This is a genomic window from Bradyrhizobium sp. 61, assembly GCF_023073075.1.
GTDB lineage: Bacteria > Pseudomonadota > Alphaproteobacteria > Rhizobiales > Xanthobacteraceae > Bradyrhizobium > Bradyrhizobium barranii.
Map to the genome: position 1 here is coordinate 87,944 of NZ_JADPIU010000008.1, position 22,931 is coordinate 110,874.

Sequence of the window (22,931 nt, forward strand, 5' to 3'; positions counted from 1 at the left end):
TTGATCTTAGGCGGTAAGCGCCGCGTCCGCCAGAGCGGATTCGGCTGCCGCCCGGCGGAGCCGGCGCGCCCGTCTGCGATCGCACCAGGCCTGGGTCAGGCGCTCCGTCGCCGCCTTGATCGAGGACAGCAGGCCGAACAGCGTCAGTGCCGCGCCGAACAGCCAGAGCGCCAGATCGAACATGCCGCCGACGAGCAGCAGCGCGCCGCGGCCGAGCAGCTTCATGATCGCGCGGGTCTTGCCGCCCTGCGCCTCCGCAAGCCGGGCCGCGCGCGCGACGTCCTTCGGGCCTTCGGCGATGCGCAGCGTATCCATGGCGCCGCGCGTGCCGGTCTTTTTGGCAACGCGGGTGACGTCCTTGCCGAGCCGGACCAGCGCACCGGCCTTCTCGACACGGAACGCGGCCTTGATCGCGCTCGCGGTCTCGCCGGGGCGGAACACCGAACCCTTGACGACGGCGTTCTGGAGCATCGGCGTATCGACCACCTCACGCGCCGACCGGCCGGCCCATGCGGCAAGTCCCTCGCCGAGCCGTCCGACCTTGCGGGCATCCTTCACCAGCGTCAGTCCAGCGCGCACGGGCGCGGCGCCGCCGACCGACACGTAGGTCACCGCCGTCACCGCAAGGCCGGCGGTCGCAAGGCCGAGCACCAGATGGTCGGTGTCCTCGCCCATGGCGAGACGCTTGCCCTCGCGCACGACGTCCCTGATGTCGCCGATCACGAAGAGATCGCCGGCGACGGTTCCGGACAGGCTCGCGACATCGTCGGCGTTGCCGGTGACGAGACCGGTCGCGAACTGTTTGGCGAAATGCCGCGTGGAATTTTCTTCCTTGACCGCATCGCTCACGCGGTTGAGGAGGTCGTCGGGCAGCGCGATGTTACGGTCACGCGCCAGCGCGACAAAACTGTCGGCGAGATCAGCGTCGCCGACGGCGAGCGCGGCCTCGATATTGTCCTGAACCAGGCGGTCGTTCTGCCGCAGCAGCGCATCGAGCTTGAGCTCGGAGAGCGCCGCCGGATCGTCCTGGGCGGAGAGGAGCGCGCCGGCCTCGCGGGCATGCGGCGCTACCTGCGCGAGCATGAAGCTGCATGCTGCAATACCGGTCAACGCCGTGCTGATTCGCAGCCACTTCATGCCAAGAGTCATACCAAGAGTTGTGCCAAGAGCCTGGACGATCCCGAGATCATTGCGCCTGATGGTTCGTCTTTCGTCGCAATTCCGCTTGTCCAAAGACATAGTATGCCAAAATTGCGACACAACGTCCCCGACGAAAGAAGGGCTTCTCTCAGGCCGCAAGATTGTGTCGAATTTGCATGAGCAAATGAGCATGGGGCAATTGCGAACCTTTCGGTTCCGCTGGACTAGCAATCATCTGCACCCAACAGTATGGTCCGCGGCGCCTCAAAGATGCCGCGTCAGTGTTTGATTGTGTCTGCCGCCATTGCCACTCCAGGATGAACTACGATGTCCGACCATGTCGTCCCGCACTTCCATAACGATGCCGGTGTCCCCGTCATCGAGATCGGCTCGCAAGAGTTCATGTGCGTCGGCGCCAATCCTCCGTTCGATCATCCGCACGTCTTCCTGGACCTCGGCAACGACAACGAGATCATCTGCCCCTATTGCTCGACGCTGTACCGTTTCGCCGCCGACCTGAAGCCGGGCGAAGCCCGTCCGCCGGAATGCGTGCTGAAGGACAAGGTGGCCTGACCGCCTCTCACGGTCAGGGGTGGCGCTCTCCCGAACGATTGTCATCGCCGGTGCCGGCATAGGTGGACTGACGGCCGCGCTTGCGCTCGCAGCCCGTGGCTTCCGCATCGTCGTGCTGGAAAAGGCCGAGCGGCTCGAGGAAGTCGGTGCCGGCCTGCAACTCTCCCCCAACGCCAGCCGCGTGCTGGTCGAGCTCGGCCTCACCGAACGGCTCAAGCGAAGCGCCGTCACGCCTGAGGCGCTCTGCGTCATGAGCGCGCGGGCCGGCGGCGAACTGCTGCGCATGCCGCTCGGCGAAGCCGCTTCCGCGCGGGCCGGCGCGCCCTATTGGGTGGTGCACCGCGCCGACCTGCAATCCGCGTTGGCCGGTGCGGTCTCCGACCATCCCGATATCGATCTGAAGTTAGGTGCGACCTTCGAGGACGTGGCGCCCCACGCCAAGGGGCTGACGGTCGTCCATCGTAGCGGCACGATCCGCCGCAGCGATCTCGCCAGCGCACTGATCGGCGCCGACGGTATCTGGTCGACGGTACGCCAGCATCTGTTTCCCGAGGTGCAGCCGCGCTTCTCCGGCCTGATCGCCTGGCGCGGCACGCTCGATGCCACGCAACTGCCGAAGGATTTTACCGCGCGGCGGGTGCAGCTCTGGATGGGTCCGAACGCCCATCTCGTCGCTTATCCGATCGCCGGCGGACGCCAGATCAACGTGGTCGCGGTGCTGCCGGGGACCTGGAACAGGCCCGGCTGGAGCACGCCGGGCGACCCGTTCGAGGTGATGGACGCCTTCGCGGCACCGCGCTGGCCATCGGCGGCCAGGATGATGCTCACTGCCGTCGACAATTGGCGCAAATGGGCGCTGTTCGGCGTGCCCGACGGCTGCCCCTGGAGCCAAGGACCGGTCGGCCTGCTCGGTGACGCCGTGCATGCGATGCTGCCATTCGCCGCCCAGGGCGCCGGCATGGCGATCGAGGATGCCGCCGTGCTCGCCCGGCATCTGAGCCTCGAGGCTGCCGAGAGCGCGGCCGGCATCACGGCGGCGCTGAAGGAATATGGCCGCGCGCGGCAGGCGCGGGTGCGGCGGGTGCAGCAGACGGCGCGGCAGCAGGGCCGCATCTATCATCTCGGTGGGCCGCTCGCGATCGCGCGCGATGTTGCGATCCGCGCGCTCGGCCCGGAGCGCATGCTGGCGCGGCAGGACTGGATCTACGGCTGGCGCCCCTGAGGCGGGCGCAATCGTGTCAACTCAGCGAACGGCGCTGCCGGATTTCGGGGCGGGCTTGATGTCCGGCCGCTGCGGAGCAGAGGCCGCCGGCGTCGCACCGGGCGGCGTTTCCCGGCACTTGTTGCGGCGCCATGCCTCCTCGGCAAGTTGCGACTGCCCGCGCACCGCGATGTAGTCGTTGCGATAGGCGAGCTCGGACACGACCGCGCCTCCCGCCCCGGTCTCAGCCTTCTCCATCAGCTTCTGCAACTGCTCGGTGCGGCTGGCGAGCGCCTTACGCTCAGCCTCGAGTTGCTTGCAGTCGTACAATTCGTACTTGCCGGGATCGGCAAAGGCCGGTGCGACCGTCTCGGTCATGCTGGCGCAACCGGACAGCGCCGCGCCCGCCGCGAGTAGCGCCAGAAATGCGCCCGAGTCGCGCAGGCGAGAGGAAAACGAAGCAGCCATGCCGGATGAATAGTCCCCGTGGATTGAGAATGCCTAAAGCAACAACAGATGTCCGGATTGAGGCTTTGCCTTGCGCAGCCGGCTCGCTTAAGGAAGAACCGCCCATCCGGCCCGCGAAACGCGCCAATTCCAGACGGCCGGAGGTGGACTTAACTAGTTGATCTCGTTGGATCAAGCGGGCATGGCGGAATTGGTAGACGCAAGGGACTTAAAATCCCTCGGCGCGCAAGCGCTGTGCCGGTTCGACCCCGGCTGCCCGCACCATCGGAGCTGACGGGGCGAGCCTCCGCCCAAAGGCGGACGAAAGACCGATGCAGTCACGAACCGGCTGGAGTCCGCGCGGGGCAAGGCGCCGTCCTTTTCCGGCGGACACCGCGGTATGCGTTATGACTGCGCGCCTTCCGTCTCCAGTCGCTTCGGCTCGGCGCGAAAGTCGAGCAGCAGGATCCAGAAACTTGTCAGCGCAATGATGAGGAGGATGAAGCTGCCCTCGAATGCCGTCCCCAGAATCGAGATCAGTGCCGGAAAGGCGAGACCGACGGCGAGGAACGCTGCAAGTGACAGGGCCGGAAGATCGACGACGAGGATCGCGGCATAAAGCGCGAGCTCGAAGTAGGCATATTCCTTGAGGCGCGGCGAGCTGAGATAGAGCGCAAACATCGCGAATACCGTGATGCGCATGGCGACGCGCGGATGATCGATCAGCCAGCGATCCAGTCGCGCAAGAAGTGATCCGCCTTCCCGCACTGGCTCGCTCGCGACCACGCGCAGGATGGACAAGGCGGACGGCACCAGCACGAGCGCGAGTGCTGCGAATGCATAGGTCGCGAACGTCGCCGCCTTGCTGTCACCGAGGCCGGCATGATCCATGAGGTCGCGCGCCGCCAGCAGCAGCGACGGATTGATCTCGAAGAGATCGACGAGATGCTGGTCGGGGATCTTTCCGCCCATCGCTAGCTGCCAGCTCGCGAACAGCTCGGGGTACATCAGCCGCGATATCTGGATCGGCAATGCGAAGCTGAACGCCGCAACCGCGATCAGCATGAGCTTGCGGCCGCGTGGCAGCGGCAGGAAATAGAGCGCGGCCAGCACGGGAAAGAACACCAGCTTGAACGATGTCACGAGGCCGAGCAGCGCGGCGCCGGCGAGCCGCAACGGAAAGCTGCGGCCCTCAGGCGCGTCGGACGCCGACCGAGAAAGCAGAAACCTCAGCGCAATCGCGGTCAGCACGCCGCTCAGGATCGCGAAATTGCCGGACGCCTGCACCCATTCGAAACCGACGAACGCGCCGAGCGTGCAGAGCACCCTCAGCGCAACATCGCGCGCGCCCGGGCGCGTTCGGCCAAGACCGGGCAAGAGGAGCCCGCAAAGCACGGCGAGAACAGGAAAGATGCCTTTGTAGTGATCGACCAGAAATCCACCCGCGCACAAGGGGCGGAAGACATCCAGAGTCACCGGCAGATAGGGATAAGAGAGCTTGGTGCCCTTCAGGTTCTTGACGAAATAGGGATCGAGCCCGCCGGCATACGCATCGACCGCCGCGCAATTGACGCGGGTGTCCCAGCCATATTTCATATCGAGCACGGCGTCGTTGGCGAGATTGCCGAGCACCAGCAGTGCGGTCAGTGCGATCAGGCAGGCAAGCCAGAAGTTCCGCCGCGAAGCCATGTCGGCCGAGGGTTCCAACCATCGTGCTGCACCGGTGACATCGGACACAATCGGATACCTTGTTTGGCTAGGCTTCTCCCGGCGCCAACGCGGCGCCAGCCCGTGCCACCATGGACAGGATGGGTTGCGGATTCATCTCCCCTGTGCGTTGCGCTCGCGCTTATGGTGAATCCTTGGTTGCCAGCCGTCCGCCTGGACAGCAGGGGAACCGGTTCCGCGGCCGCGACCGCCAGATCCGTCGTCCCGCCCCTACGGCGACGAACGGGCGGCAAGCCAGGCATCGACTGCTTCGCGCGTGTCCCGGGTCGCCGCCATGCGTGCGAACTGCTCGCTCTCGATGGCGAGGCCTTCCGAGATCGAGACGTTGAGGCCCCGCGTGGTGGCGGTGATGACGCGGGCGACCGCCAGGCGCGAATGCCGCGTGATGCGATCTGCCAGCGCGAAGGCTGCGTCCAGGAGCTGCTCGTGCGGCACGACGTGGTTGACCAAACCGATCTCATGAGCCCGCTGTGGTGAAAAGGAATCTCCTGTCAGGAGATATTCGAGCGCCCGCTTCCGGCCTGCGAGCCGTGGCAGGCGCTGCGTGCCGCCGAAGGTCGGCGTGATGCCGATCGCGATCTCGGGCTTGGCGAAGCTCGCCCGCTCGCTCGCGACGGCGAGATGCACGGCTTCCGTGATCTCGCAGCCGCCGCCGAAGGCGATGCCGTTCACGGCGGCGATGATCGGCTTCGGAAACGCCTCCATGCGCGCCGTCATCGCCTGCCCGCGCCGCACGAAGGCCTTCACCGCCGCATCCGGCCCGGATTTCACGCTCTCCGAGAACTCGGCGATGTCGGCGCCGGCCGAGAAGGCGCGGTCGCCCGCCCCGGTCAGGATCACGGCGCGGATATCGGCATCGTCCTCGATACGATCGAGGATCGCCATCAGGCGGTCGACGAGGGCGTAGCTCAGCGCATTGAGCTTGTTCGGGCGGTTGAACGTCAGCAGCGCGACAGCGCCTCGCGTTTCGGAGAGTACGAGATCGGACAAGTGCAGGCTCCTTCCAGGTCGAATTCCAGGTCGAACAGGCGCGGAAGTCAGCCACAGCGATCTTGTCGTGTATACTCACTAGGCAGTATATATTGGCGATGTCAGGCAAAGGCGACACCACGCGCGAGCAGATCGTCATCGCGGCGACGCGCCTGTTCTATGGCGAAGGCATCAGGGCGGTGAGCATGGACGCAGTCGCCGAGAAGGCCGGCGTCACCAAGAAGACGCTCTATTATCACTTCACCAGCAAGGACGAGCTCGTCGCCGAGACCATCGCGGCCAGGGACCAGCCGACGCTGGAGCTCTATATGCGCTGGTTCGCCGAGACCGAGGGCACGGTGGCCGACAAGGTCCGCGGTCTCTTCACAAGGCTCGGACGCTCCGTGGATACGCCGCGATGGCGCGGCTGCGGATTCCTGCGCACCATCGCCGAGCTCGCAAACACGCCGGCACATCCCGCGGTCAAGGCCGGCGCGGCGCACAAGAAGCGTTTTGAAGCGTGGCTCGACACCGAATTGCGCGAGCACGGCGTTGCCGGTGCAGCGGCGCTCGCGCGCCAGCTCGTGATCCTGCTCGACGGCGCCACGACCGTGATGCTGATCCATCGCGATCTCGACTATGTCGACACCGCGGGACGATTGGCACTCGGCCTGGTCGAGCAGGCCCTTAGCGCACGATGATGGACGAGGCAGCCCTTCCCGAGCCCGGCGACATCACCAATTCTTGTGCACCCGCCTGTCAGCCATCCCGAAACATGGGTTGTGCGACGCAGCATAACCGATCAAAAAGCCTCTGATTTTCAGAGGTGAGCTTTGTCCGACGTCAATGCCGACGATTGGGTGTCCTCGGGACACCGGCCCATGGGTTTTCCAGAATTCGTCATCGTGATCGCGTCCATCATGGCGCTGAATCCGCTTGCGATGGACATGATGCTGCCGGCGCTGCCCAACATCGGGGCAGCCTTCGCCATTCCCAACGCCAACCATCTTCAGCTGGTGCTCTCGACCTTCCTGATCGGCTTCGGCGCCGGTCAGTTCGTCATGGGCCCGTTGTCGGACCGCTTCGGCCGCCGCCCGGTGCTGCTCGGCGGCATGGCCGTCTATGCGGTGGCGAGCGTGCTGGCGGTCGCCGCGCCCTCGTTCGAGACGCTGCTGCTGGCGCGCGCGCTGCAAGGGCTCGGCACGTCGGCAACGCGCGTGATCGCCACCTCAATCGTGCGCGACTGTTATGTCGGCCGCCGGATGGCGAGCGTGATGTCGCTCGCCATGATGGTGTTCATCGCGGTGCCGGTGATTGCGCCCTCGTTCGGGCAGGCGGTGCTGCTGGTCACGCAATGGCGCGGCATCTTCGTCGTCCTGATGCTCTACGGGCTGCTCGCGCTCGCATGGAGCGTGCTGCGGCTGCCTGAAACCCTTCCCGAGTCCGAACGCAGGTCGCTGGCGCCCGCAGACGTACTCTCGGCGTTCCGGCAGACCGTGACCAACCGCCAGACCATCGGCTATGCGACGGCCGCCGGCAGCGTGATAGGCGCGCTCTTTGCCTATGTCTTCTCGGCGCAGCAGGTCTTTACCGGCGTCTATCATCTCGGCCACTATTTCCCGATTGCCTTCGCCGCGATCGCGGCCGGCACCGCGATCGCCGGTTTCCTCAATGCGAAGCTGGTCGGACGGCTCGGCATGCGCGTGATCTCGCACGGCGCGCTGACGCTCTACACCGCGGTTGCGGGCGTGATGCTGCTGACGGAAAGCCTCGGCATGCTGCCGCTCTCCTTGTTCATGGTGCTGTCCGCCCTGATGATGTTCTCGTTCGGCATGATGGTCGCGAACTTCACCGCACTGGCCATGGAGCCGCAGGGCCATATCGCCGGCACCGCCTCCTCGCTCTACGGCTCGATCACGACGCTGATCGGCATCGTCGTCGGCATGGCGATCGGGCAGAGTTTCGACGGCACGCTGCTGCCGTTCTCGGTCGGCTTCTTCCTGTCGACGCTGGCGGCGCTTGCGATCGTGCTGGTGGTGGAAAAGGGACGGCTGTTCAAGCCGCATCATCGTCCCTTCGCATGAGGAACTTCCCGGCCGCGTCGATGTTGTACTGCAGCAATTCGAAAGGCCGCCTCATGGAACCGGAACATCGCGAAGACAACACCACCCCGGATCGGGCGGAAACGGAGCGCCCGACGCCGGGCGCCGACCGAACTGCGTTCACTCCCCCCTTCGCGAGCGAAGGCCTCGAGCGAATCCGCGACAGCCACTGCTGAGCGCAAAGCCTAGTTCGTCGGGCGCCTGCTGGCGCTGAAGTCCTGCGCGGCGCTCTCGGGCGTCGCGCTGCTCGTTCGCGGCGGCACGATCAGCACGACCACGTCCCGCGTCAGGCCGGGCTTGCCCCATAGCGTCGCCTGCACGGTGAACTGGCGCCTGACGAAATGCTCGGCGCGCGCGGACACCGACTCCATCCACCTGCCGCAATAGTCCTGGCCGCTGAAACAGAGCGCGGCCCAACCGCGATCCAATGTCGTCTTTCGCGGCATGCCCCACGTGTACTGAAATTCGAACGGCCGCGCGTAATACGGATGGTCCGGACTGTAGAACGCGGTCGCAAAGGCCAGCGAATCGTCGCCACTGACGGCGCTGAGCGGCTCCCCGGTCAGCTCGTGCCATTCCCGGGTGAGCTCGTTGGCTACCTGCGCGTAGAAATACCGGCCCTCTTCGTAGCCGTGATTGTTGCGATAGACGGCGTGAATCGGGGCGGCGACGAAGACAGCGGCGAGCCCAACGATTGCGGTGATGACCGTGACATTGACGGTGTAGAATCTTTCGATCGGGTAGCGCGTGCCGCAAACGATCAGCACGACGAACAGGAACAGCCCTTGCAGCGCCCATAGCGACGGCAGATCGGTGCCCATCGCCAGCGACGTCAGGACCGGCAGTACGATCGTGCCGATCGCAACGTAAAAAAGAAGCCGCAGGCCGGAACTCATCGCGGCGAAGTCGGCCGCAAATTGTTTCAGCCGTGTGCCGGCGATGATCACCCAGAAGACGGCCGATACGCTGATGGCCGCCACGAGTCCGAGCAGGAAGTTCCGCACCTCGCCGAGCGAGCTCACGAAGTTGCCGTTGGCGTGCGCCATCGCGTAGGTGAAGGCCGACGCGCCCGTCGTCGCGAGCCAGTAGATATGCGGCGACAACACCGCGACCCCGACCACGACCGATATCCACGGCGAAGCGGACGCGAAATAGGCGCGGCGCGCGGGATGCGCCAGCGCGGCAAATGCAAAGCTCGCCACGAGGAAGACCGAATAATATTTGCCGACCATCGCCAGCGCCGTGGTGCATCCTACGGCGACCGCCCAGGCCGCGCTGCGGGTCTCGAACGCGCGCAGAAAACACCAGGTCGCGAGCGGCCAGAGCGCAAGCAGCACCGTATTGGCATTGAAGCGCTGGGCGTGGAATTGATAGGCCGGCGTCAGCATCAGGAGCAGCAGCACCAGGATGCGCTTGTGCCCGGTCACGAACTGCCGTGCGATCCGGTCGACGAAAAACAGGGCGAGCCCGGCATTGGCCATCGCCATCAATTGCAGCGACCAGTCACTGAGCGGGAAGACGGCGGTCCACACCGCCGTAACCCAGCCCATCAGCGGCGGATGCTTGTGGTAGCTCCACGCGAAACGGCGCCCGAGCGTCCAGGCCTCGAGGGTATCAGGGTGCAGGCCGCTGCCGGCATAGGCGACGGCCAGATAGATCGTCCAGAGCGCGACAAAGCACACAATGAGAAGCGGAACGGCCCAACCCGTCTCGACGCCGTCGAGCCAGCGCAGGAAAGGCCGCCGCCATCGCGCCGGCGCGCGATCGGACCGCTCGGCCATCGCCCGAAATGAAAAATCAATCGACACGGGACTCAAATGCAGGAAGGAAGTGATGTGCGAACTGCGCACATCTATTTCAAGTCAGAAACAAATAGCAATGATTGGACACTGGAAGAGTTAAAAGCTGACGCGAGGCTGACAAACGAAAACGGCGCCGCTGATGACAGCGACGCCGCGTAACGCTCGGGGAAGGCGCGCTGGCGCGCCCTCGCTTTACTCGGTCTTGTCGATGTTCCAGAACACCGGCGTCGCCGGGCCGTCGAGCACGCCGGTGAGCGACTTCCGCCACGCGCTCGGCGCCAGATACTGGCCGAGCGGCACGTAGATCACCTGGTCATAGGCTTCCTTCTGGATCTCGGTCGCGATCTTCTTCTGATCGTCGAGCGAGGCGGCGCGGACGAAATCGTCCTTGAGCTTCTCGATCTTGGCGTTTTCCGCCCAGCCGAACCAGCCCTTCTTGCCCTGGCCCCCGATCGACAGATTGGCGATCGGGTTGGACACGTCGGCGCTGACCCAGTTGGTGAAGAACATGTTCCAGCCGCCCTCCTTCGGAGGCTTCTGGCTGGCGCGCCGGCTGACCACCGTCTGCCAGTCGGTCGCTTGCGCGTCGACCTTGAAGCCGGCCTCGCGGAGCAACTGCACCGCGACCGTCGGCTGCGCCTTCAGCGTCACGACGTCGCCGGGCACCATGACCACGACGGGCGTACCGTCATAGCCGGACTCGGCGAGCGCCTTCTTGGCTTCCGCCATGCCGTTGCCCTTGACCAGCGATTCCGAGCCGACGTCGGTCGCGAACGGCGTATCGCAGATGAAGAACGCACCGCAGATCTTGTAGTATTTGGGATTGCCGACGAGCGCGTCGAGCACGTCCTTCTGGTTCATCGCCAGAAGTGCGGCACGGCGGATCTTCGGATTGTCGAAGGGCGGATAGAGGAAGTTCATGCGCCCAAGGGTCTGGTAGCCGAACTTGTTCAGCGTCTCGGTCTTGAGGTCGGCATTGCCTTCAAGCACGGGCAGCAGATCCCACGGCGGCACTTCCATGAAGTCGATGTCGCCCGATTGCAGCGCGTTCACTGCGGTCTGCGCATCCGGCATGGTGATCCATTCGACGCGATCAACCTTGACCACCTTGCCTCCGGCAGTCCAGCTCGACGCCTCCTTGCGCGGCACATAGTCGGTGTTCTTGACGTACACCGCCTTCACGCCGGGCTGGAATTCACCCTGCACGAACTTGAACGGACCCGAGCCGATCTGCTCGGGGATCTGCTTGTCCGGCGGCGTTTCGGCGAGACGCTTCGGCATCATGAAGGCGACGCGCGAGGACGGCTTGCCGATGGATTCGAGCACGAGGCCGTAGGGCTCCTTCAGCTTCAGCGTGATCGTCTTGGGGTCGGTCGCCTCGATGCTCGCAGTAAACTGCATCATCTGCTGGCCCATGCCGTCGACCGCGGCCCAGCGCTTCAGCGAAGCGGCGCAGTCTTCCGCCGTCACCGGCGTACCGTCGTGCCACTTCAGGCCGTCGCGCAGCGTGAAGGTGTAGGTGAGCTTGTCGTCGGAGATCTTCCAGTCCGCCATCTGCGGCTGGATCTTGAAATTCGAGTCCGTCGCGATCAGCGTGTCGTAGACCATGTAGCCATGGTCACGCGTGATGTAGGCGGTGGTGAAAATCGGATCGATGATGCGCAGATCCGAATGCATCACCGCGGTGATGGTCTTGCTGGCGGCGGCAAGTACCGGCGAGGCCATCGCCGTCGAAAGCGCAACGACCGATAGCGCAAGTGTGGAGGCGAACGCGCGACGCCCCCGGCGCATCAAGCTCAACATAAAAGTTTCTCCTGACGTGAAACTGTTCAAAGGCACGTTATTGGTTGAGCATTCGGTTCGTTCTTTAGGCGAACTAACCTCATGCGATGCCTTTGTCTTTCGAGACTTGCAGACAGTGTTGAGCGCGTCAATCCGGTTTCGCTGCAGCCCCAAGCGGCGCGCCCACGGGCTCCACAAAGATCGGTTTGGCTCTACAACGCTTTCCGCCAGTCCCGTCCGCGCCAATGCAATGCGCGTTCCATCTTTCGAATCTTGAGAGACATTAAGATGAATCCAGCCAATCTTCCCTTCGATTCCGAGGCGATGCTCGAGGGCCTGCGCACCTGGGTGGAATGCGAGAGCCCGACCTGGGACGCAGGTGCCGTCAACCGCATGCTCGATATCGCAGCGCGGGATATGGCGATCATGGGTGCGACGATCAAACGCATCGGCGGTCGACAGGGCTTCGGCGGCGTGATCCGCGCGCGCTTCCCGCATCCGAAACAGGGCGAGCCGGGCATCCTGATCGCCGGCCACATGGATACCGTCCACCCGCTCGGCACCATCGAGAAGCTGAAATGGCGGCGCGAGGGCAACAAGTGCTACGGCCCCGGCATCTACGACATGAAGGGCGGCAACTATCTCTCGCTGGAAGCGATCCGGCAGCTGGCACGCGCTTCCTTCACCACGCCGCTGCCGATCACCGTGCTGTTGACGCCCGACGAGGAAGTCGGCACGCCCTCGACGCGAGACATCATCGAGGCGGAGGCTGCGCGCAACAAATATGTGCTGGTGCCCGAACCGGGCCGCGCCGACAACGGTGTCACCACCGGACGTTACGCCATCGCGCGTTTCAATCTGGAGGCGACGGGCCGGCCGAGCCATGCCGGCGCGACATTGGCGGCCGGACGCTCGGCGATCCGCGAGATGGCGCGGCAGATCCTCGCCATCGACGCGATGACGACAGAGGACTGCACCTTCTCTGTCGGCGTCGTGCACGGCGGACAATGGGTCAATTGCGTTGCCACGACCGCCACCGGCGAGGCGCTGTCGATGGCCAAGCGCCAGGCCGATCTCGACCGCGGCGTCGAGCGGATGCTGGCGCTGTCGGGCACGTCCAATGATGTCACGTTCAAGGTGACGCGCGGCGTCACGCGCCCCGTATGGGAGCCCGATGCCGGCACCATGGCGCTTTACGAGAAGGCGCGCGGCATCGCCAAATCGCTCGGCACTGAGCTGCCGCATGCGAGCTCCGGCGGCGGCTCCGACGGCAACTTTACCGGCGCGATGGGCATCCCGACGCTCGACGGCCTCGGCGTGCGCGGCGGCAACGGCCACACGCTGGAAGAATTCATCGAGGTCGAGAGCCTAGTTGAACGCGGGCGCCTGATGGCCGGCTTGCTGGCGACGCTCGACTGACGACGCAGCCTTCGCACTGCACAATGCGTTGGCAGTCGCGGTTTAAATTTAGCCTTGTCTAAAAATGAGGCGCATCGTACTGCTCGATTGTCCACGCGACGATGCGGGAGAGATCGCAACGAGAGTTCAGGCTTTCGTTGCGGCGCCGACGGAGCAACCGCCCCGGAAACTCTCAGGCAAAAGGACCGTATCGTCAGGACGATCTGGAGAGAGGCGGCGCGATCTTAGGATCGTGACGTCCACCGAAGGGGATAGTCCGGAGCTGACCTCGCCGAGGTCCGCAACGGATCAAGCTCTCAGGTAACCGTGACAGATGGGGCGCCGCCAACGGCCTTTGGCCGGCGGTTAGCCGACTCTAACTCACGGGAGCCCCGAACCTGCCATGACCCATATCGCCATCATCGGCGCCGGCATCACCGGCGTAACGACCGCCTATGCCCTGCTCGAACGCGGATACAAGGTGACGGTGCTCGACAAGCACCGCTACGCCGCGATGGAGACCTCCTTCGCCAATGGCGGACAGCTCTCCGCCAGCAATGCCGAGGTGTGGAACAGCACCGCAACGATCCTGAAAGGCCTGCGCTGGATGTTCCGGCGCGATGCGCCGCTGCTGATGAACCCGCGGCCGAACTGGCACAAATATTCGTGGATGAGCGAGTTCGTCGCCAATATCGGCAACTATCGCGCCAACACGGTTCAGACCACGCGGCTCGCGATCGAAGCTCGCAAGCATCTGTTCGAGATCGCAGAGCGCGAAGGCATCGACTTCGATCTCGAACGTCGCGGCATCCTGCACATCTATCACGACAAGAAGGGTTTTGAATCCGGCCTGCAGGTCAATGCGCTATTGAAGGAAGGCGGGCTCGATCGCCGCCCGGTGACGCCGGAGGAGATCCGCGCCATCGAGCCGACGCTGCGCAAGGACTATTTTGGCGGTTTCTACACGCCGTCGGATGCGACCGGCGATATCCACAAGTTCACGCGCGGACTTGCGGAAGCCTGCAAGCGGCGCGGCGCGACCTTTATCCACGAAGCCAACATCGATTCCATTGCCCAAGCAGGTGGCGGCTTTGTCATCGGCTGGGCTGATCTTTCGGCCAGTGATGCTGTCGCATCCGCGCGCGGCATGCTGAAGGCTGATGGCGTCGTGGTCTGCGCCGGTGTGGCCAGCCGCCACTTCGCCGCCCTCCTCGACGAGCGCGTCAACGTCTATCCGGTGAAGGGCTATTCGATCACCGTTCAGCTCGACACTGCCGCAAGCCGCAATGCGACGCCGACCGTGAGCCTGCTCGACGAAGCCGCCAAGATCGTCACCAGCCGGCTCGGCGCCGATCGTTTCCGCGTCGCAGGCACCGCCGAATTCAACGACTTCAACCGCGACATCCGCGCCGACCGCGTGCAGCCGCTGGTCGACTGGGTGCGCAGCAACTTCCCCGGCGTCGAAACGTCCAAGGTCGTGCCCTGGGCCGGGCTGCGGCCGATGATGCCGAACATGATGCCCGTGGTGCGCGCAGGACGGATGCCGGGCGTGTTCTTCAACACCGGCCACGGCCATCTCGGCTGGACCTTGTCGGCGGCGACCGCGCAGATGATTGCCGGGACCATCGACGGCTGGCGCGGGCTCAACGCACCGCCGACCGCACCCTCACTCAGGGTTGAGCGCGAGTTCCGCCATGCATCCTGAGTGGCCGATATCGGAGGCTCGGCGGCCTCTTGCGACCGCCCTGCCCTTGGCACACAATTTGCTCCGAAAGGTCGGCTTCTCCGGCCGGCTTTCCAGCCCGAGTGACAGGCGTGCATGATAGACAGAACCGATTCCACGGGGGCCTCCCGGCCCCACAAGTTCCGCAGCCGGAGATAGGTGCATGCTAGGTTATCTCATTCGCCGCGTTCTGGCCGCGGTGCCCGTGATGGGCGTCGTCGCGCTGTTCGTCTTCCTGCTGCTGCGGCTGACGCCGGGCGATCCCGCCGCAATTCTCGCCGGCGACAACGCGACGCCGGAGCGGCTGGAACGCATCCGCGACTCGCTCGGCCTCAACGAGCCGCTGATCGTGCAATTCATCACCTGGGTGAACAAGCTGCTGCACGGCGATCTCGGGACGTCGCTGATCTCCAACCTGCCAGTCATGAAGATGATCAGCCAGCGCGTTGAGCCGTCGATCTCGATCGCGCTCTCGACAATCATTCTCGCCGTGATCGTCGCCGTGCCCCTGGGCGTCATCGCGGCGTGGAAGCACGGCACCTGGATCGACCGTTTCGTGATGGGCCTCTCCGTGCTCGGCTTCTCCGTGCCGGTGTTCGTGGTCGGCTATCTCCTGATCGAGGTCTTCGCGATCGACCTTCGCTGGGTGCCGGTGCAGGGCTTCCGCAGCATCTTCAACGGCTTTGGACCGTTCTTCGAGCGCATCATCCTGCCGACCTGCGCGCTCTCCTTCATCTACATCGCGCTGATCGCGCGCATGACGCGCGCGGCGATGCTCGACGTGCTCGGTGAGGACTACGTCCGCACCGCCCGCGCCAAGGGCATCAACGAGGTCGCCGTGATGATGCGCCATGCGCTGCGCAACGCCGCGGTGCCCGTCATCACCGTGATCGGCACCGGCTTTGCGCTGCTGATCTCCGGCGTCGTCGTCACCGAGAGCGTGTTCAACATCCCCGGCATCGGCCGCCTCACGGTGGACGCGGTGTTGGCGCGCGACTACCCAGTCATCCAGGCGATGATCCTGCTGACGTCGCTGATCTATGTCGTCGTCAATCTCCTGATCGACGTCGCCTACACGCTGCTCGATCCCCGGATCCGGTACTAGGGCTAAGGATAGCAACAAAAATGTCCGTCGATAGCCTTCCCCAGTCGTCCATTCCGATCACGTCGCCATTGCGGCCGCGTTTCGGGTTCCTCACCTCGACGCCGATCATCGCGGCGGCCACGATCTTGCTCGCGCTGATCGTGCTGGTCTCGATCCTGGCGCCGCTGATCGCGCCGCACGATCCGGTCCAGCTTGCACCCTCGCAGCGGCTGAAGCCGGCCTCGGCGCAGTTCCTGCTCGGCACCGACGCCTATGGCCGTGACCTCTTGTCGCGCGTCATCTATGGCGGCCGCATCTCGCTCCTGATCGGCATCGGCTCGGCGATCCTGTCGATCGTCATCGGCCTTGCGATCGGCCTGGTCTCCGGCTTCTTCAAGCTGGTCGATGCCGTCCTGATGCGCGTCATGGACGGCCTCATGGCGATGCCGAGCATCCTGCTCGCGATCGCCGTGGTGTCGCTGTCCGGCGCCAGCATCTGGACCGTGCTGGTCGCAATCACCATCCCCGAAATACCGCGCGTGGCACGCCTGGTGCGCTCGGTCGTGCTGTCCGCGCGCGAGGAGCCTTACGTCGAGGCTGCGATCTCGGTCGGCTCCAGCCTGCCGAAGATCATGTGGCGCCATCTGATGCCGAACACGATCGCACCGCTGATCGTCCAGGGCACCTATGTCTGCGCCTCCGCGATCCTGACCGAGGCCATCCTCTCCTTCCTCGGCGCCGGCATCTCGCCGGAGACGCCGACCTGGGGCAACATCATGGCCGAGGGCCGCCAGTATTTTCAGCTCAAGCCGACGCTGATCTTCTGGCCGGGCCTGCTGCTCTCGATCGCCATCCTCAGCATCAATCTGATCGGCGACGCCGCCCGCGACGCCCTCGATCCCCGCATGAAGCAGCGGGAGGGCAAGTGATGACGGATCAAGTGATGACCAACCCAGTTCTCGACATCAACAACCTCGTCGTCTCCATCGGCAAGAAGCCGAAGGGCGCCAACATCATCGACGGCATCTCGATCCAGGTGCACAAGGGCGAGACACTGTGTCTCGTCGGCGAAAGCGGCTCGGGCAAGTCGGTGACCTCGCTCACCACGATGGGCCTGCTGCCGAAGGGCACGCTGGTTCCGACCGGCGGCAGCGTCAAGCTGGTCGGCGAAGAGATTCTCACCGCGACCGATCGCCGACTGCGCCAGCTCCGCGCGACGCAGATGGCGATGATCTTCCAGGAGCCGATGACCGCGCTCAATCCGGTGGTGCCGGTCGGCCGCCAGATCGACGAGGTCCTGCGCGCCCACACCGATCTTGACGCCAAGGCGCGGAAGAAGCGCATTCTCGACATGATGGAGCAGGTCCGCCTGCCCCAGGTCGAGCGCATCTTCGCCTCCTATCCGCATCGCCTGTCCGGCGGCCAGCGCCAGCGCATCATGATCGCGATGGCGCTGGTGCTGGAACCGAAGCTCCTGATCGCCGACGAGCCGACCACCGCGCTCGACGTCACCACGCAGAAGCAGATCCTGACGCTGATCCGCGACCTCCAGCGCGATCACGGCACGGCCGTCCTGTTCATCACCCACGACATGGGCGTGGTTGCCGAGATCGCCGACCGCGTCGCTGTGATGCGGCAGGGCCGGCTGGTCGAGACCGGTCCGCTCGAGACCGTGCTGCGCAACCCGACCATGGAGTACACCCGCAATCTGCTTTCCGCGGTGCCGAGCCTGGTGCCGCGCGCGGCACGGCCCGAGACCAAGGAGCCGGTGGTGCTGGAGGCCAACGAGCTCGGCAAGGTCTATAAGGAACGCGCCTTCTTCGGCAAAGGCCGCGAAGTCGTCGCCGCCGACAAGGTCACGCTGACGCTGCGCAAGGGCCGCACGCTCGGCATCGTCGGCGAGAGCGGCTCGGGCAAGTCGACGGTGGCACGGTGCATCGTGCGCCTGATCGATCCGACCTCCGGCGGCGTGCGCCTTGCCGGCCGCGAGATCGCCGACATCTCGCGCCGCCTGCTCCAGCCGCACCGGCAGAAGATCCAGATCGTGTTCCAGGATCCCTATCGCTCGCTCAACCCGCGCATTACCGTCGGCGAGAGCATCGCGGAAGGCCCGATCAATTACGGCACCTCGCATGCCGATGCGATGAAGCGAGCGCGCGAACTGCTCGAGCTCGTCGGCCTGCCCGCGGACGCAGTGACGCGCTATCCGCACCAGTTCTCCGGCGGCCAGCGCCAGCGCATCGCCATTGCGCGTGCGCTCGCGCTCGACCCCGACGTGCTGGTCGCGGACGAAGCGGTCTCGGCGCTCGACGTCTCGGTGCAGGCGCAGGTGCTGGAACTGCTCGACGAGATCCAGAACCGGCTCGGCATCGCCATCCTGTTCATCACCCACGATCTGCGCGTCGCAGCCCAGATCTGCGACGAGGTCGTGGTGATGCAGCACGGCCGTGTCGTGGAACAGGGCCTGGCCGCCGAGGTGCTGACGCATCCGAAGGAAGCCTACACCAGGGCGCTGCTGGAGGCCGCACCGGGCCGCGGCTGGGATTTTGCGAACTTCAGGCCGGTGTCGGAAGGCGTCGCGGCGACGGCTTAGGTTTGTCCACTCGTCATTGCGAGCGGAGCGAAGCAATCCAGAGTCCCTCTGCGGAGACGGTCTGGATTGCTTCGCTTCACTCGCAATGACGGGTAGCGACCATCATCATTCGAAAATGACTTAAAGCCATGCGCGGCGGCATGGGCTCCTCGCTTGCCCCCGCCTCGAAGCCAAGGCTAACGTCGCGCACTTTCAAACGCTGGACCAGAATTAATGACACGTATCGCCGTCGGCGGCTTCCTGCACGAGACCAACACGTTCGCCCCGACGAAGGCGACTTTCGCGGACTTCCAGCATGGCGGCGGCTGGCCGGCCATGACGGAAGGCGCCGACGTATTGAAGGTGATGCGCCGCATCAATGTCGGCCTCGCCGGCTTCGTCGACAGCGCCGAAGCGAATGGCTGGAAACTCATTCCGACGATCGCCTGCGGCGCAAGTCCATCGGCACATGTCACCAGGGACGCCTTCGAACGTATCGTGAAGGTGATGGTCGACGGTATCGCCGCCGCCGGCCCGCTCGATGCGGTCTATCTCGATCTGCATGGCGCGATGGTGACCGAGCATCTCGACGACGGCGAAGGCGAGATTTTGGCGCGCGTGCGCCGCGTCATCGGCAAGGACGTTCCGCTGGTTGCCAGCCTCGACCTGCACGCCAACGTCACGCCCGAGATGATGGAACACGCGGATGCGCTGATCGCCTACCGCACCTATCCGCATGTCGACATGGCCGAGACCGGCCGCGCCTCCGCAAGGCACCTCGCCCTGCTGCTGCAGACCAGGCAGCGCTTTGCAAAGTCGTTTCGCCAATTGCCGTTCCTGATCGCGATCAGCTGGCAATGCACCAATGACTTCCCCACCAAGGGCATCTACGAGAAACTTGCCGCGCTGGAGAGCGACGCCGTTCCGACGCTGTCCTTCGCGCCCGGCTTCCCCGCCGCCGACTTCCGCGACTGCGGCCCGAGCGTGTTCGCCTATGGCAAGACGCAGGCCGATGCGGACCGCGCGGCCGATGCGATCGTCAAACTGATCGAAAGCCACGAGAACGATTTCGACGGCAAGATCTGGTCGCCCGACGACGGCGTGCGCCATGCGATGGAACTCGCCAAGAGCGCGAGCAAGCCGATCATCATCGCCGACACCCAGGACAATCCGGGCGCCGGCGGCGATTCCGACACCACCGGCATGCTGCGCGCACTGGTGCGCAACAAGGCGAGCGCCGCGACCGGCGCGATCTACGATCCGGTCTCGGCCAAGGCCGCGCATGCGGCCGGCGTCGGCGCCACAGTGACGCTGTCGCTCGGCGGCAAATCCGGCATTCCCGGCGACGAGCCCTATCGCGAGACCTTCATCGTCGAAAAGCTCTCCGACGGCCGCTTCGTCGCGCCCGGCCCCTACTACGGTGGCCGCGAGATGGAGATGGGTCCCTCCGCGTGCCTGCGCATCGGGGACGTCCGCGTCGTCGTCTCCTCGCACAAGGCGCAGCTCGCCGATCAGGCGATGTACCGCTATGTCGGCATCGAGCCGACTGCGCAGAAGATTCTGGTCAACAAGAGCTCGGTGCACTTCCGCGCCGATTTCGAGCCGATCGCGGAAAAGCTGATGATCTGCGCCGCGCCCGGCGCGATGCCGGCCGACACTGCCACCCTGCCCTGGACGCGCCTGCGGCCGGGCATCCGCATCAAGCCGAACGGCCCCGTTTTCACGCCCCCATCACGCTAACCGGACAGGACACATGCCCACGATCGACCGCATCGACGGCTATGCCGACGAACTCACTGCTATCAGGCGCGACCTCCACGCCCATCCCGAGATCGGCTTCGAGGAAGTGCGCACCTCCGGCATCGTCGCCGACAAGCTGAAGAGCTGGGGCATCGAGGTGCACCGCGGTCTCGGCGGCACCGGCGTGATCGGCGTGATCAAGGGCAAGGGTTCGGGCAGTAAGCGCATCGGGCTTCGTGCCGACATGGACGCCCTGCCGATGGAAGAGAACACCAATCTGAAATGGAGTTCGAAAATCCCCGGCCGCTTCCACGGCTGTGGCCACGACGGCCACACCACAATGCTGCTCGGCACCGCGCGCTACCTCGCCGAGACCAAAAATTTCGACGGCACCGTGCACCTGATCTTCCAGCCGGCCGAGGAAGGCCTTGGTGGCGCTCGCGCGATGATCAAGGACGGCCTGTTCGAGAAGTTTCCCTGCGACGAGCTTTACGGCCTGCACAACGCGCCCGACCTCAACCTCGGCGAGATCGCGATCCTGCCCGGCCCCGCGATGGCCAGCGCCGACTTCTTCGACCTGCGCATCACCGGCTACGGCGCGCATGGCGCGATGCCAGAGCGCTCCAAGGACGCGGTGATCATCGCGACCACGCTGGCGCAGGCGATCCAGACCATCGTCAGCCGCAACGTCGAGCCGCTGCAGGCCGCCGTCATCTCGATCACGCAGATTCACGCCGGTTCCGCCTACAACGTCATCCCTGGCGAGGCCCATCTCTGTGGCACCATCCGCACCTTCTCGGATGAAGTCCGCGCCCTGATCGCCGAACGCATCCGTACGATCTGCGCCGGCATCGCGAGCGCCTATCAGTGCGTGATCGAAGCCGACATCCGCGACACCTTCGGCGTGCTGGTTAACCAGGTCGAGCAGTCCAAGGTGGTCGAGGAGGTCGCGCGCACCGTCGTCAACCCCGCCAACGTGATCACCCGCGCCCAGCCGAAGATGGGCAGCGAGGATTTCGCCGACATGCTGCAAACCATTCCCGGCGCCTATTTCTGGATCGGCCACGACGGCTCGGTGCCCGTGCACAATCCCGGCTTCGTGCTCGACGACAAGATCCTGCCGATCGGCGCCAGCATGTTCGCCCGGATCATCGAAACGCGCATGCCGGTAGGTTAGCAATGCACAAGGAGAGCGTCGAAGAGGCCGTCACCTCGCTGCACGATCTCTCCGCGGTCGATCTGATCGCGGGCTATCGCGCCAAGCAGTTCTCGCCGAGCGAGGTGCTGGAGGACGTGCTTGCGCACGTCGCTGCGTGGGAACCGCATCTCAAGGCGCTCTACGCGTTCGACCCCGACAGCGCGCGCGAGGCCGCGAAGGCCTCGACCGCGCGCTGGAGCGGGGGCGAACCTTCCGGCGCGCTCGACGGCGTGCCTGTGACGGTGAAGGACAACATCGCGACCAAGGGCGTGCCCGTGCCGCTCGGCGCTGCGAGCGTGAAGCTCGTGCCGGCCGAGAAGGACGCCCCGCCCGCTGCGCGACTGCGCGAGGCCGGTGCGATCATCTTCGCGAAGACCACCATGCCCGATTACGGCATGCTGTCCTCGGGACTTTCCAGCTTCCATGCGCTGGCGCGCAATCCCTGGGACCTCTCCAAGAATCCCGGCGGCTCCAGCGCGGGCGCAGGCGCCGCGGCTGCGGCCGGCTATGGCCCCTTGCATCTCGGCACCGATATCGGCGGCTCGGTCCGCCTGCCTGCGGGCTGGTGCGGTCTGGTCGGCCTGAAACCCAGCTTCGGCCGCGTGCCGATCGACCCGACCTATGTCGGCCGTGTCGCCGGTCCAATGACCCGCACGGTCGACGATTGCGCGCTGATGATGAGCGTGATTGCAAAGCCCGACCGGCGCGACGGCATGAGCCTGCCCGCCGAGCCTCTCAACTGGAAGGGACTGGAGAAATCCCCGCGCAAACTGCGCATCGGCCTGATGCTCGATGCCGGCGTCGGCCTGCCGGCAGAAAGGCCGGTCCGCGATGTCGCGGTGAAAGCCGCAAAGGCGTTCGAATCCGCAGGTAGCGTCGTCACCGAGGTCGACGGCATTTTGACCCGCGAGATGCTCGACGGCCTCGACAACTTTTGGCGCGCACGGATGTGGGACGATCTGGCCAAGCTGACGCCGTCCGAACAGGCAAAGGTGCTGCCCTACATCTTCAAATGGGGCGCATCCGGCGCAAAGCTCTCGGGTGTGGATGTCATCCGCGGATTCAACCAGACCATGGCGATCCGCGCGGCCGCTTCAAAACTGTTCTGCGAGCTCGACTATGTGATCTCGCCGACCGCGCCGAACGTGAATTATGCGGCGGAATGGGCCTCGCCCACCAACGATCCGATGCGGCCGTTCGAGCACATCTGCTATACCGTGCCGTGGAATATGTCGGAGAACCCCGCGGTTTCCATCAACGGCGGCTTCGACGCCAACGGCTTTCCGATCGGCGTGCAGATCGTCGGCCGTCGCTTCGACGATATCGGCGTGCTCGGCATGGCCAAGGCGTTTGAAGGCCTGCGCGGCGCGCAGAAGCCCTGGCCAAGCCCGCCGGCAAAGTAAGCATTCCGCCATGGCCGGGCTTGTCCCGGCCATCCACGTTCTTGTACTGCTCGCATGCCCAGTCCGCGC

General features: G+C 65.1%; 18 protein-coding genes, 1 tRNA gene and 2 riboswitches. Of the genes, 13 read left to right on the top strand and 6 right to left on the bottom strand.

What is annotated here, in order from left to right; genetic code table 11:
* Nucleotides 1-6: 6 nt before the first annotated feature.
* Nucleotides 7-1,137 (bottom strand): hypothetical protein, encoded by a 1,131-nt coding sequence (locus IVB46_RS03165; protein ID WP_247309513.1) that lies wholly within the window; start codon nucleotides 1,135-1,137, stop codon nucleotides 7-9.
* A 330-nt stretch (nucleotides 1,138-1,467) separates the two neighbouring features.
* Between IVB46_RS03165 and IVB46_RS03170 the strand changes: the two genes are divergently transcribed.
* Nucleotides 1,468-1,713 carry a zinc-finger domain-containing protein gene (locus IVB46_RS03170; RefSeq protein WP_008562814.1) on the top strand — a complete coding sequence of 82 codons (246 nt, stop codon included), beginning with the start codon at nucleotides 1,468-1,470 and terminating at the stop codon, nucleotides 1,711-1,713.
* A gap of 19 nt (nucleotides 1,714-1,732) precedes the next feature.
* Nucleotides 1,733-2,935 carry an FAD-dependent monooxygenase gene (locus IVB46_RS03175; protein ID WP_247309510.1) on the top strand — a complete coding sequence of 401 codons (1,203 nt, stop codon included), beginning with the start codon at nucleotides 1,733-1,735 and terminating at the stop codon, nucleotides 2,933-2,935.
* Nucleotides 2,936-2,956: 21 nt separating this feature from the next.
* Here the strand turns inward: IVB46_RS03175 and IVB46_RS03180 are convergent, their stop codons facing one another.
* Nucleotides 2,957-3,382: a twin-arginine translocation pathway signal gene (locus IVB46_RS03180; protein WP_166342429.1), complete on the bottom strand. Its 426-nt coding sequence runs from the start codon at nucleotides 3,380-3,382 to the stop codon at nucleotides 2,957-2,959.
* A gap of 175 nt (nucleotides 3,383-3,557) precedes the next feature.
* On the opposite strand from IVB46_RS03180, the gene IVB46_RS03185 reads away from it, so the two are divergent.
* A tRNA-Leu gene (locus IVB46_RS03185) sits at nucleotides 3,558-3,646 on the top strand.
* A 120-nt stretch (nucleotides 3,647-3,766) separates the two neighbouring features.
* Here the strand turns inward: IVB46_RS03185 and IVB46_RS03190 are convergent.
* Nucleotides 3,767-5,050: a hypothetical protein gene (locus tag IVB46_RS03190; protein ID WP_247341958.1), complete on the bottom strand. Its 1,284-nt coding sequence runs from the start codon at nucleotides 5,048-5,050 to the stop codon at nucleotides 3,767-3,769.
* 249 nt (nucleotides 5,051-5,299) lie between these two features.
* Nucleotides 5,300-6,079: a crotonase/enoyl-CoA hydratase family protein gene (locus tag IVB46_RS03195; protein WP_247309507.1), complete on the bottom strand. Its 780-nt coding sequence runs from the start codon at nucleotides 6,077-6,079 to the stop codon at nucleotides 5,300-5,302.
* 98 nt (nucleotides 6,080-6,177) lie between these two features.
* Here IVB46_RS03195 and IVB46_RS03200 point away from each other — a divergent pair, with 98 nt between their 5' ends.
* Together IVB46_RS03200 and IVB46_RS03205 are read left to right on the top strand one after the other, a co-directional pair.
* Nucleotides 6,178-6,759, top strand: coding sequence for a TetR/AcrR family transcriptional regulator (locus IVB46_RS03200; RefSeq protein ID WP_247309505.1), 582 nt, complete (start codon nucleotides 6,178-6,180; stop codon nucleotides 6,757-6,759).
* Nucleotides 6,760-6,891: 132 nt separating this feature from the next.
* The gene (locus IVB46_RS03205; protein WP_247341961.1) at nucleotides 6,892-8,142 is read left to right on the top strand and encodes a multidrug effflux MFS transporter; all 1,251 of its coding nucleotides are present in this window, start codon (nucleotides 6,892-6,894) and stop codon (nucleotides 8,140-8,142) included.
* Between the two features lie 203 nt (nucleotides 8,143-8,345).
* Here IVB46_RS03205 and IVB46_RS03210 read toward each other — a convergent pair whose 3' ends face one another.
* Entirely contained in the window at nucleotides 8,346-9,941 is a 1,596-nt protein-coding gene (locus IVB46_RS03210; RefSeq protein ID WP_247341964.1) for a glycosyltransferase family 39 protein, read from the bottom strand.
* A gap of 213 nt (nucleotides 9,942-10,154) precedes the next feature.
* Nucleotides 10,155-11,765: an ABC transporter substrate-binding protein gene (locus IVB46_RS03215; protein WP_063982465.1), complete on the bottom strand. Its 1,611-nt coding sequence runs from the start codon at nucleotides 11,763-11,765 to the stop codon at nucleotides 10,155-10,157.
* Between the two features lie 267 nt (nucleotides 11,766-12,032).
* Here IVB46_RS03215 and IVB46_RS03220 point away from each other — a divergent pair, with 267 nt between their 5' ends.
* From IVB46_RS03220 to IVB46_RS03255, 8 genes are all read left to right on the top strand, one after another.
* A complete protein-coding gene (locus IVB46_RS03220) occupies nucleotides 12,033-13,163 on the top strand; it encodes a M20/M25/M40 family metallo-hydrolase (protein WP_247341968.1) in 1,131 nt (376 codons plus the stop codon).
* Between the two features lie 94 nt (nucleotides 13,164-13,257).
* Nucleotides 13,258-13,361, top strand: a riboswitch (glycine riboswitch).
* A 3-nt stretch (nucleotides 13,362-13,364) separates the two neighbouring features.
* A riboswitch (glycine riboswitch) is annotated at nucleotides 13,365-13,478 on the top strand.
* 67 nt (nucleotides 13,479-13,545) lie between these two features.
* On the top strand, nucleotides 13,546-14,847 hold the full coding sequence (locus IVB46_RS03225) for a D-amino acid dehydrogenase (RefSeq protein ID WP_247309500.1): 1,302 nt from the start codon (nucleotides 13,546-13,548) through the stop codon (nucleotides 14,845-14,847).
* Between the two features lie 181 nt (nucleotides 14,848-15,028).
* The gene (locus IVB46_RS03230) at nucleotides 15,029-15,970 is read left to right on the top strand and encodes an ABC transporter permease (protein WP_014494267.1); all 942 of its coding nucleotides are present in this window, start codon (nucleotides 15,029-15,031) and stop codon (nucleotides 15,968-15,970) included.
* A 20-nt stretch (nucleotides 15,971-15,990) separates the two neighbouring features.
* On the top strand, nucleotides 15,991-16,878 hold the full coding sequence (locus IVB46_RS03235; RefSeq protein ID WP_028150021.1) for an ABC transporter permease: 888 nt from the start codon (nucleotides 15,991-15,993) through the stop codon (nucleotides 16,876-16,878).
* 14 nt (nucleotides 16,879-16,892) lie between these two features.
* On the top strand, nucleotides 16,893-18,542 hold the full coding sequence (locus IVB46_RS03240; protein ID WP_063986265.1) for an ABC transporter ATP-binding protein: 1,650 nt from the start codon (nucleotides 16,893-16,895) through the stop codon (nucleotides 18,540-18,542).
* A 213-nt stretch (nucleotides 18,543-18,755) separates the two neighbouring features.
* On the top strand, nucleotides 18,756-20,261 hold the full coding sequence (locus IVB46_RS03245) for a M81 family metallopeptidase (RefSeq protein WP_247309498.1): 1,506 nt from the start codon (nucleotides 18,756-18,758) through the stop codon (nucleotides 20,259-20,261).
* Nucleotides 20,262-20,274: 13 nt separating this feature from the next.
* Nucleotides 20,275-21,438: a M20 aminoacylase family protein gene (locus IVB46_RS03250; protein WP_247309496.1), complete on the top strand. Its 1,164-nt coding sequence runs from the start codon at nucleotides 20,275-20,277 to the stop codon at nucleotides 21,436-21,438.
* 2 nt (nucleotides 21,439-21,440) lie between these two features.
* Nucleotides 21,441-22,862 (top strand): amidase, encoded by a 1,422-nt coding sequence (locus IVB46_RS03255; RefSeq protein ID WP_247341972.1) that lies wholly within the window; start codon nucleotides 21,441-21,443, stop codon nucleotides 22,860-22,862.
* Nucleotides 22,863-22,931: the final 69 nt, after the last annotated feature.

Excerpts from the sequence above, each read along its gene's own strand:
- IVB46_RS03165 (WP_247309513.1), bottom strand. The coding sequence starts at position 1,137 with ATGAAGTGGCTGCGAATCAGCACGGCGTTGACCGGTATTGCAGCATGC.
- IVB46_RS03170 (WP_008562814.1), top strand. The coding sequence starts at position 1,468 with ATGTCCGACCATGTCGTCCCGCACTTCCATAACGATGCCGGTGTCCCC.
- IVB46_RS03180 (WP_166342429.1), bottom strand. The coding sequence starts at position 3,382 with ATGGCTGCTTCGTTTTCCTCTCGCCTGCGCGACTCGGGCGCATTTCTG.
- IVB46_RS03190 (WP_247341958.1), bottom strand. The coding sequence starts at position 5,050 with ATGGCTTCGCGGCGGAACTTCTGGCTTGCCTGCCTGATCGCACTGACC.
- IVB46_RS03200 (WP_247309505.1), top strand. The coding sequence starts at position 6,178 with ATGTCAGGCAAAGGCGACACCACGCGCGAGCAGATCGTCATCGCGGCG.
- IVB46_RS03210 (WP_247341964.1), bottom strand. The coding sequence starts at position 9,941 with ATGGCCGAGCGGTCCGATCGCGCGCCGGCGCGATGGCGGCGGCCTTTC.
- IVB46_RS03215 (WP_063982465.1), bottom strand. The coding sequence starts at position 11,765 with ATGTTGAGCTTGATGCGCCGGGGGCGTCGCGCGTTCGCCTCCACACTT.
- IVB46_RS03220 (WP_247341968.1), top strand. The coding sequence starts at position 12,033 with ATGAATCCAGCCAATCTTCCCTTCGATTCCGAGGCGATGCTCGAGGGC.
- IVB46_RS03225 (WP_247309500.1), top strand. The coding sequence starts at position 13,546 with ATGACCCATATCGCCATCATCGGCGCCGGCATCACCGGCGTAACGACC.
- IVB46_RS03230 (WP_014494267.1), top strand. The coding sequence starts at position 15,029 with ATGCTAGGTTATCTCATTCGCCGCGTTCTGGCCGCGGTGCCCGTGATG.
- IVB46_RS03235 (WP_028150021.1), top strand. The coding sequence starts at position 15,991 with ATGTCCGTCGATAGCCTTCCCCAGTCGTCCATTCCGATCACGTCGCCA.
- IVB46_RS03240 (WP_063986265.1), top strand. The coding sequence starts at position 16,893 with ATGACCAACCCAGTTCTCGACATCAACAACCTCGTCGTCTCCATCGGC.
- IVB46_RS03245 (WP_247309498.1), top strand. The coding sequence starts at position 18,756 with ATGACACGTATCGCCGTCGGCGGCTTCCTGCACGAGACCAACACGTTC.
- IVB46_RS03250 (WP_247309496.1), top strand. The coding sequence starts at position 20,275 with ATGCCCACGATCGACCGCATCGACGGCTATGCCGACGAACTCACTGCT.
- IVB46_RS03255 (WP_247341972.1), top strand. The coding sequence starts at position 21,441 with ATGCACAAGGAGAGCGTCGAAGAGGCCGTCACCTCGCTGCACGATCTC.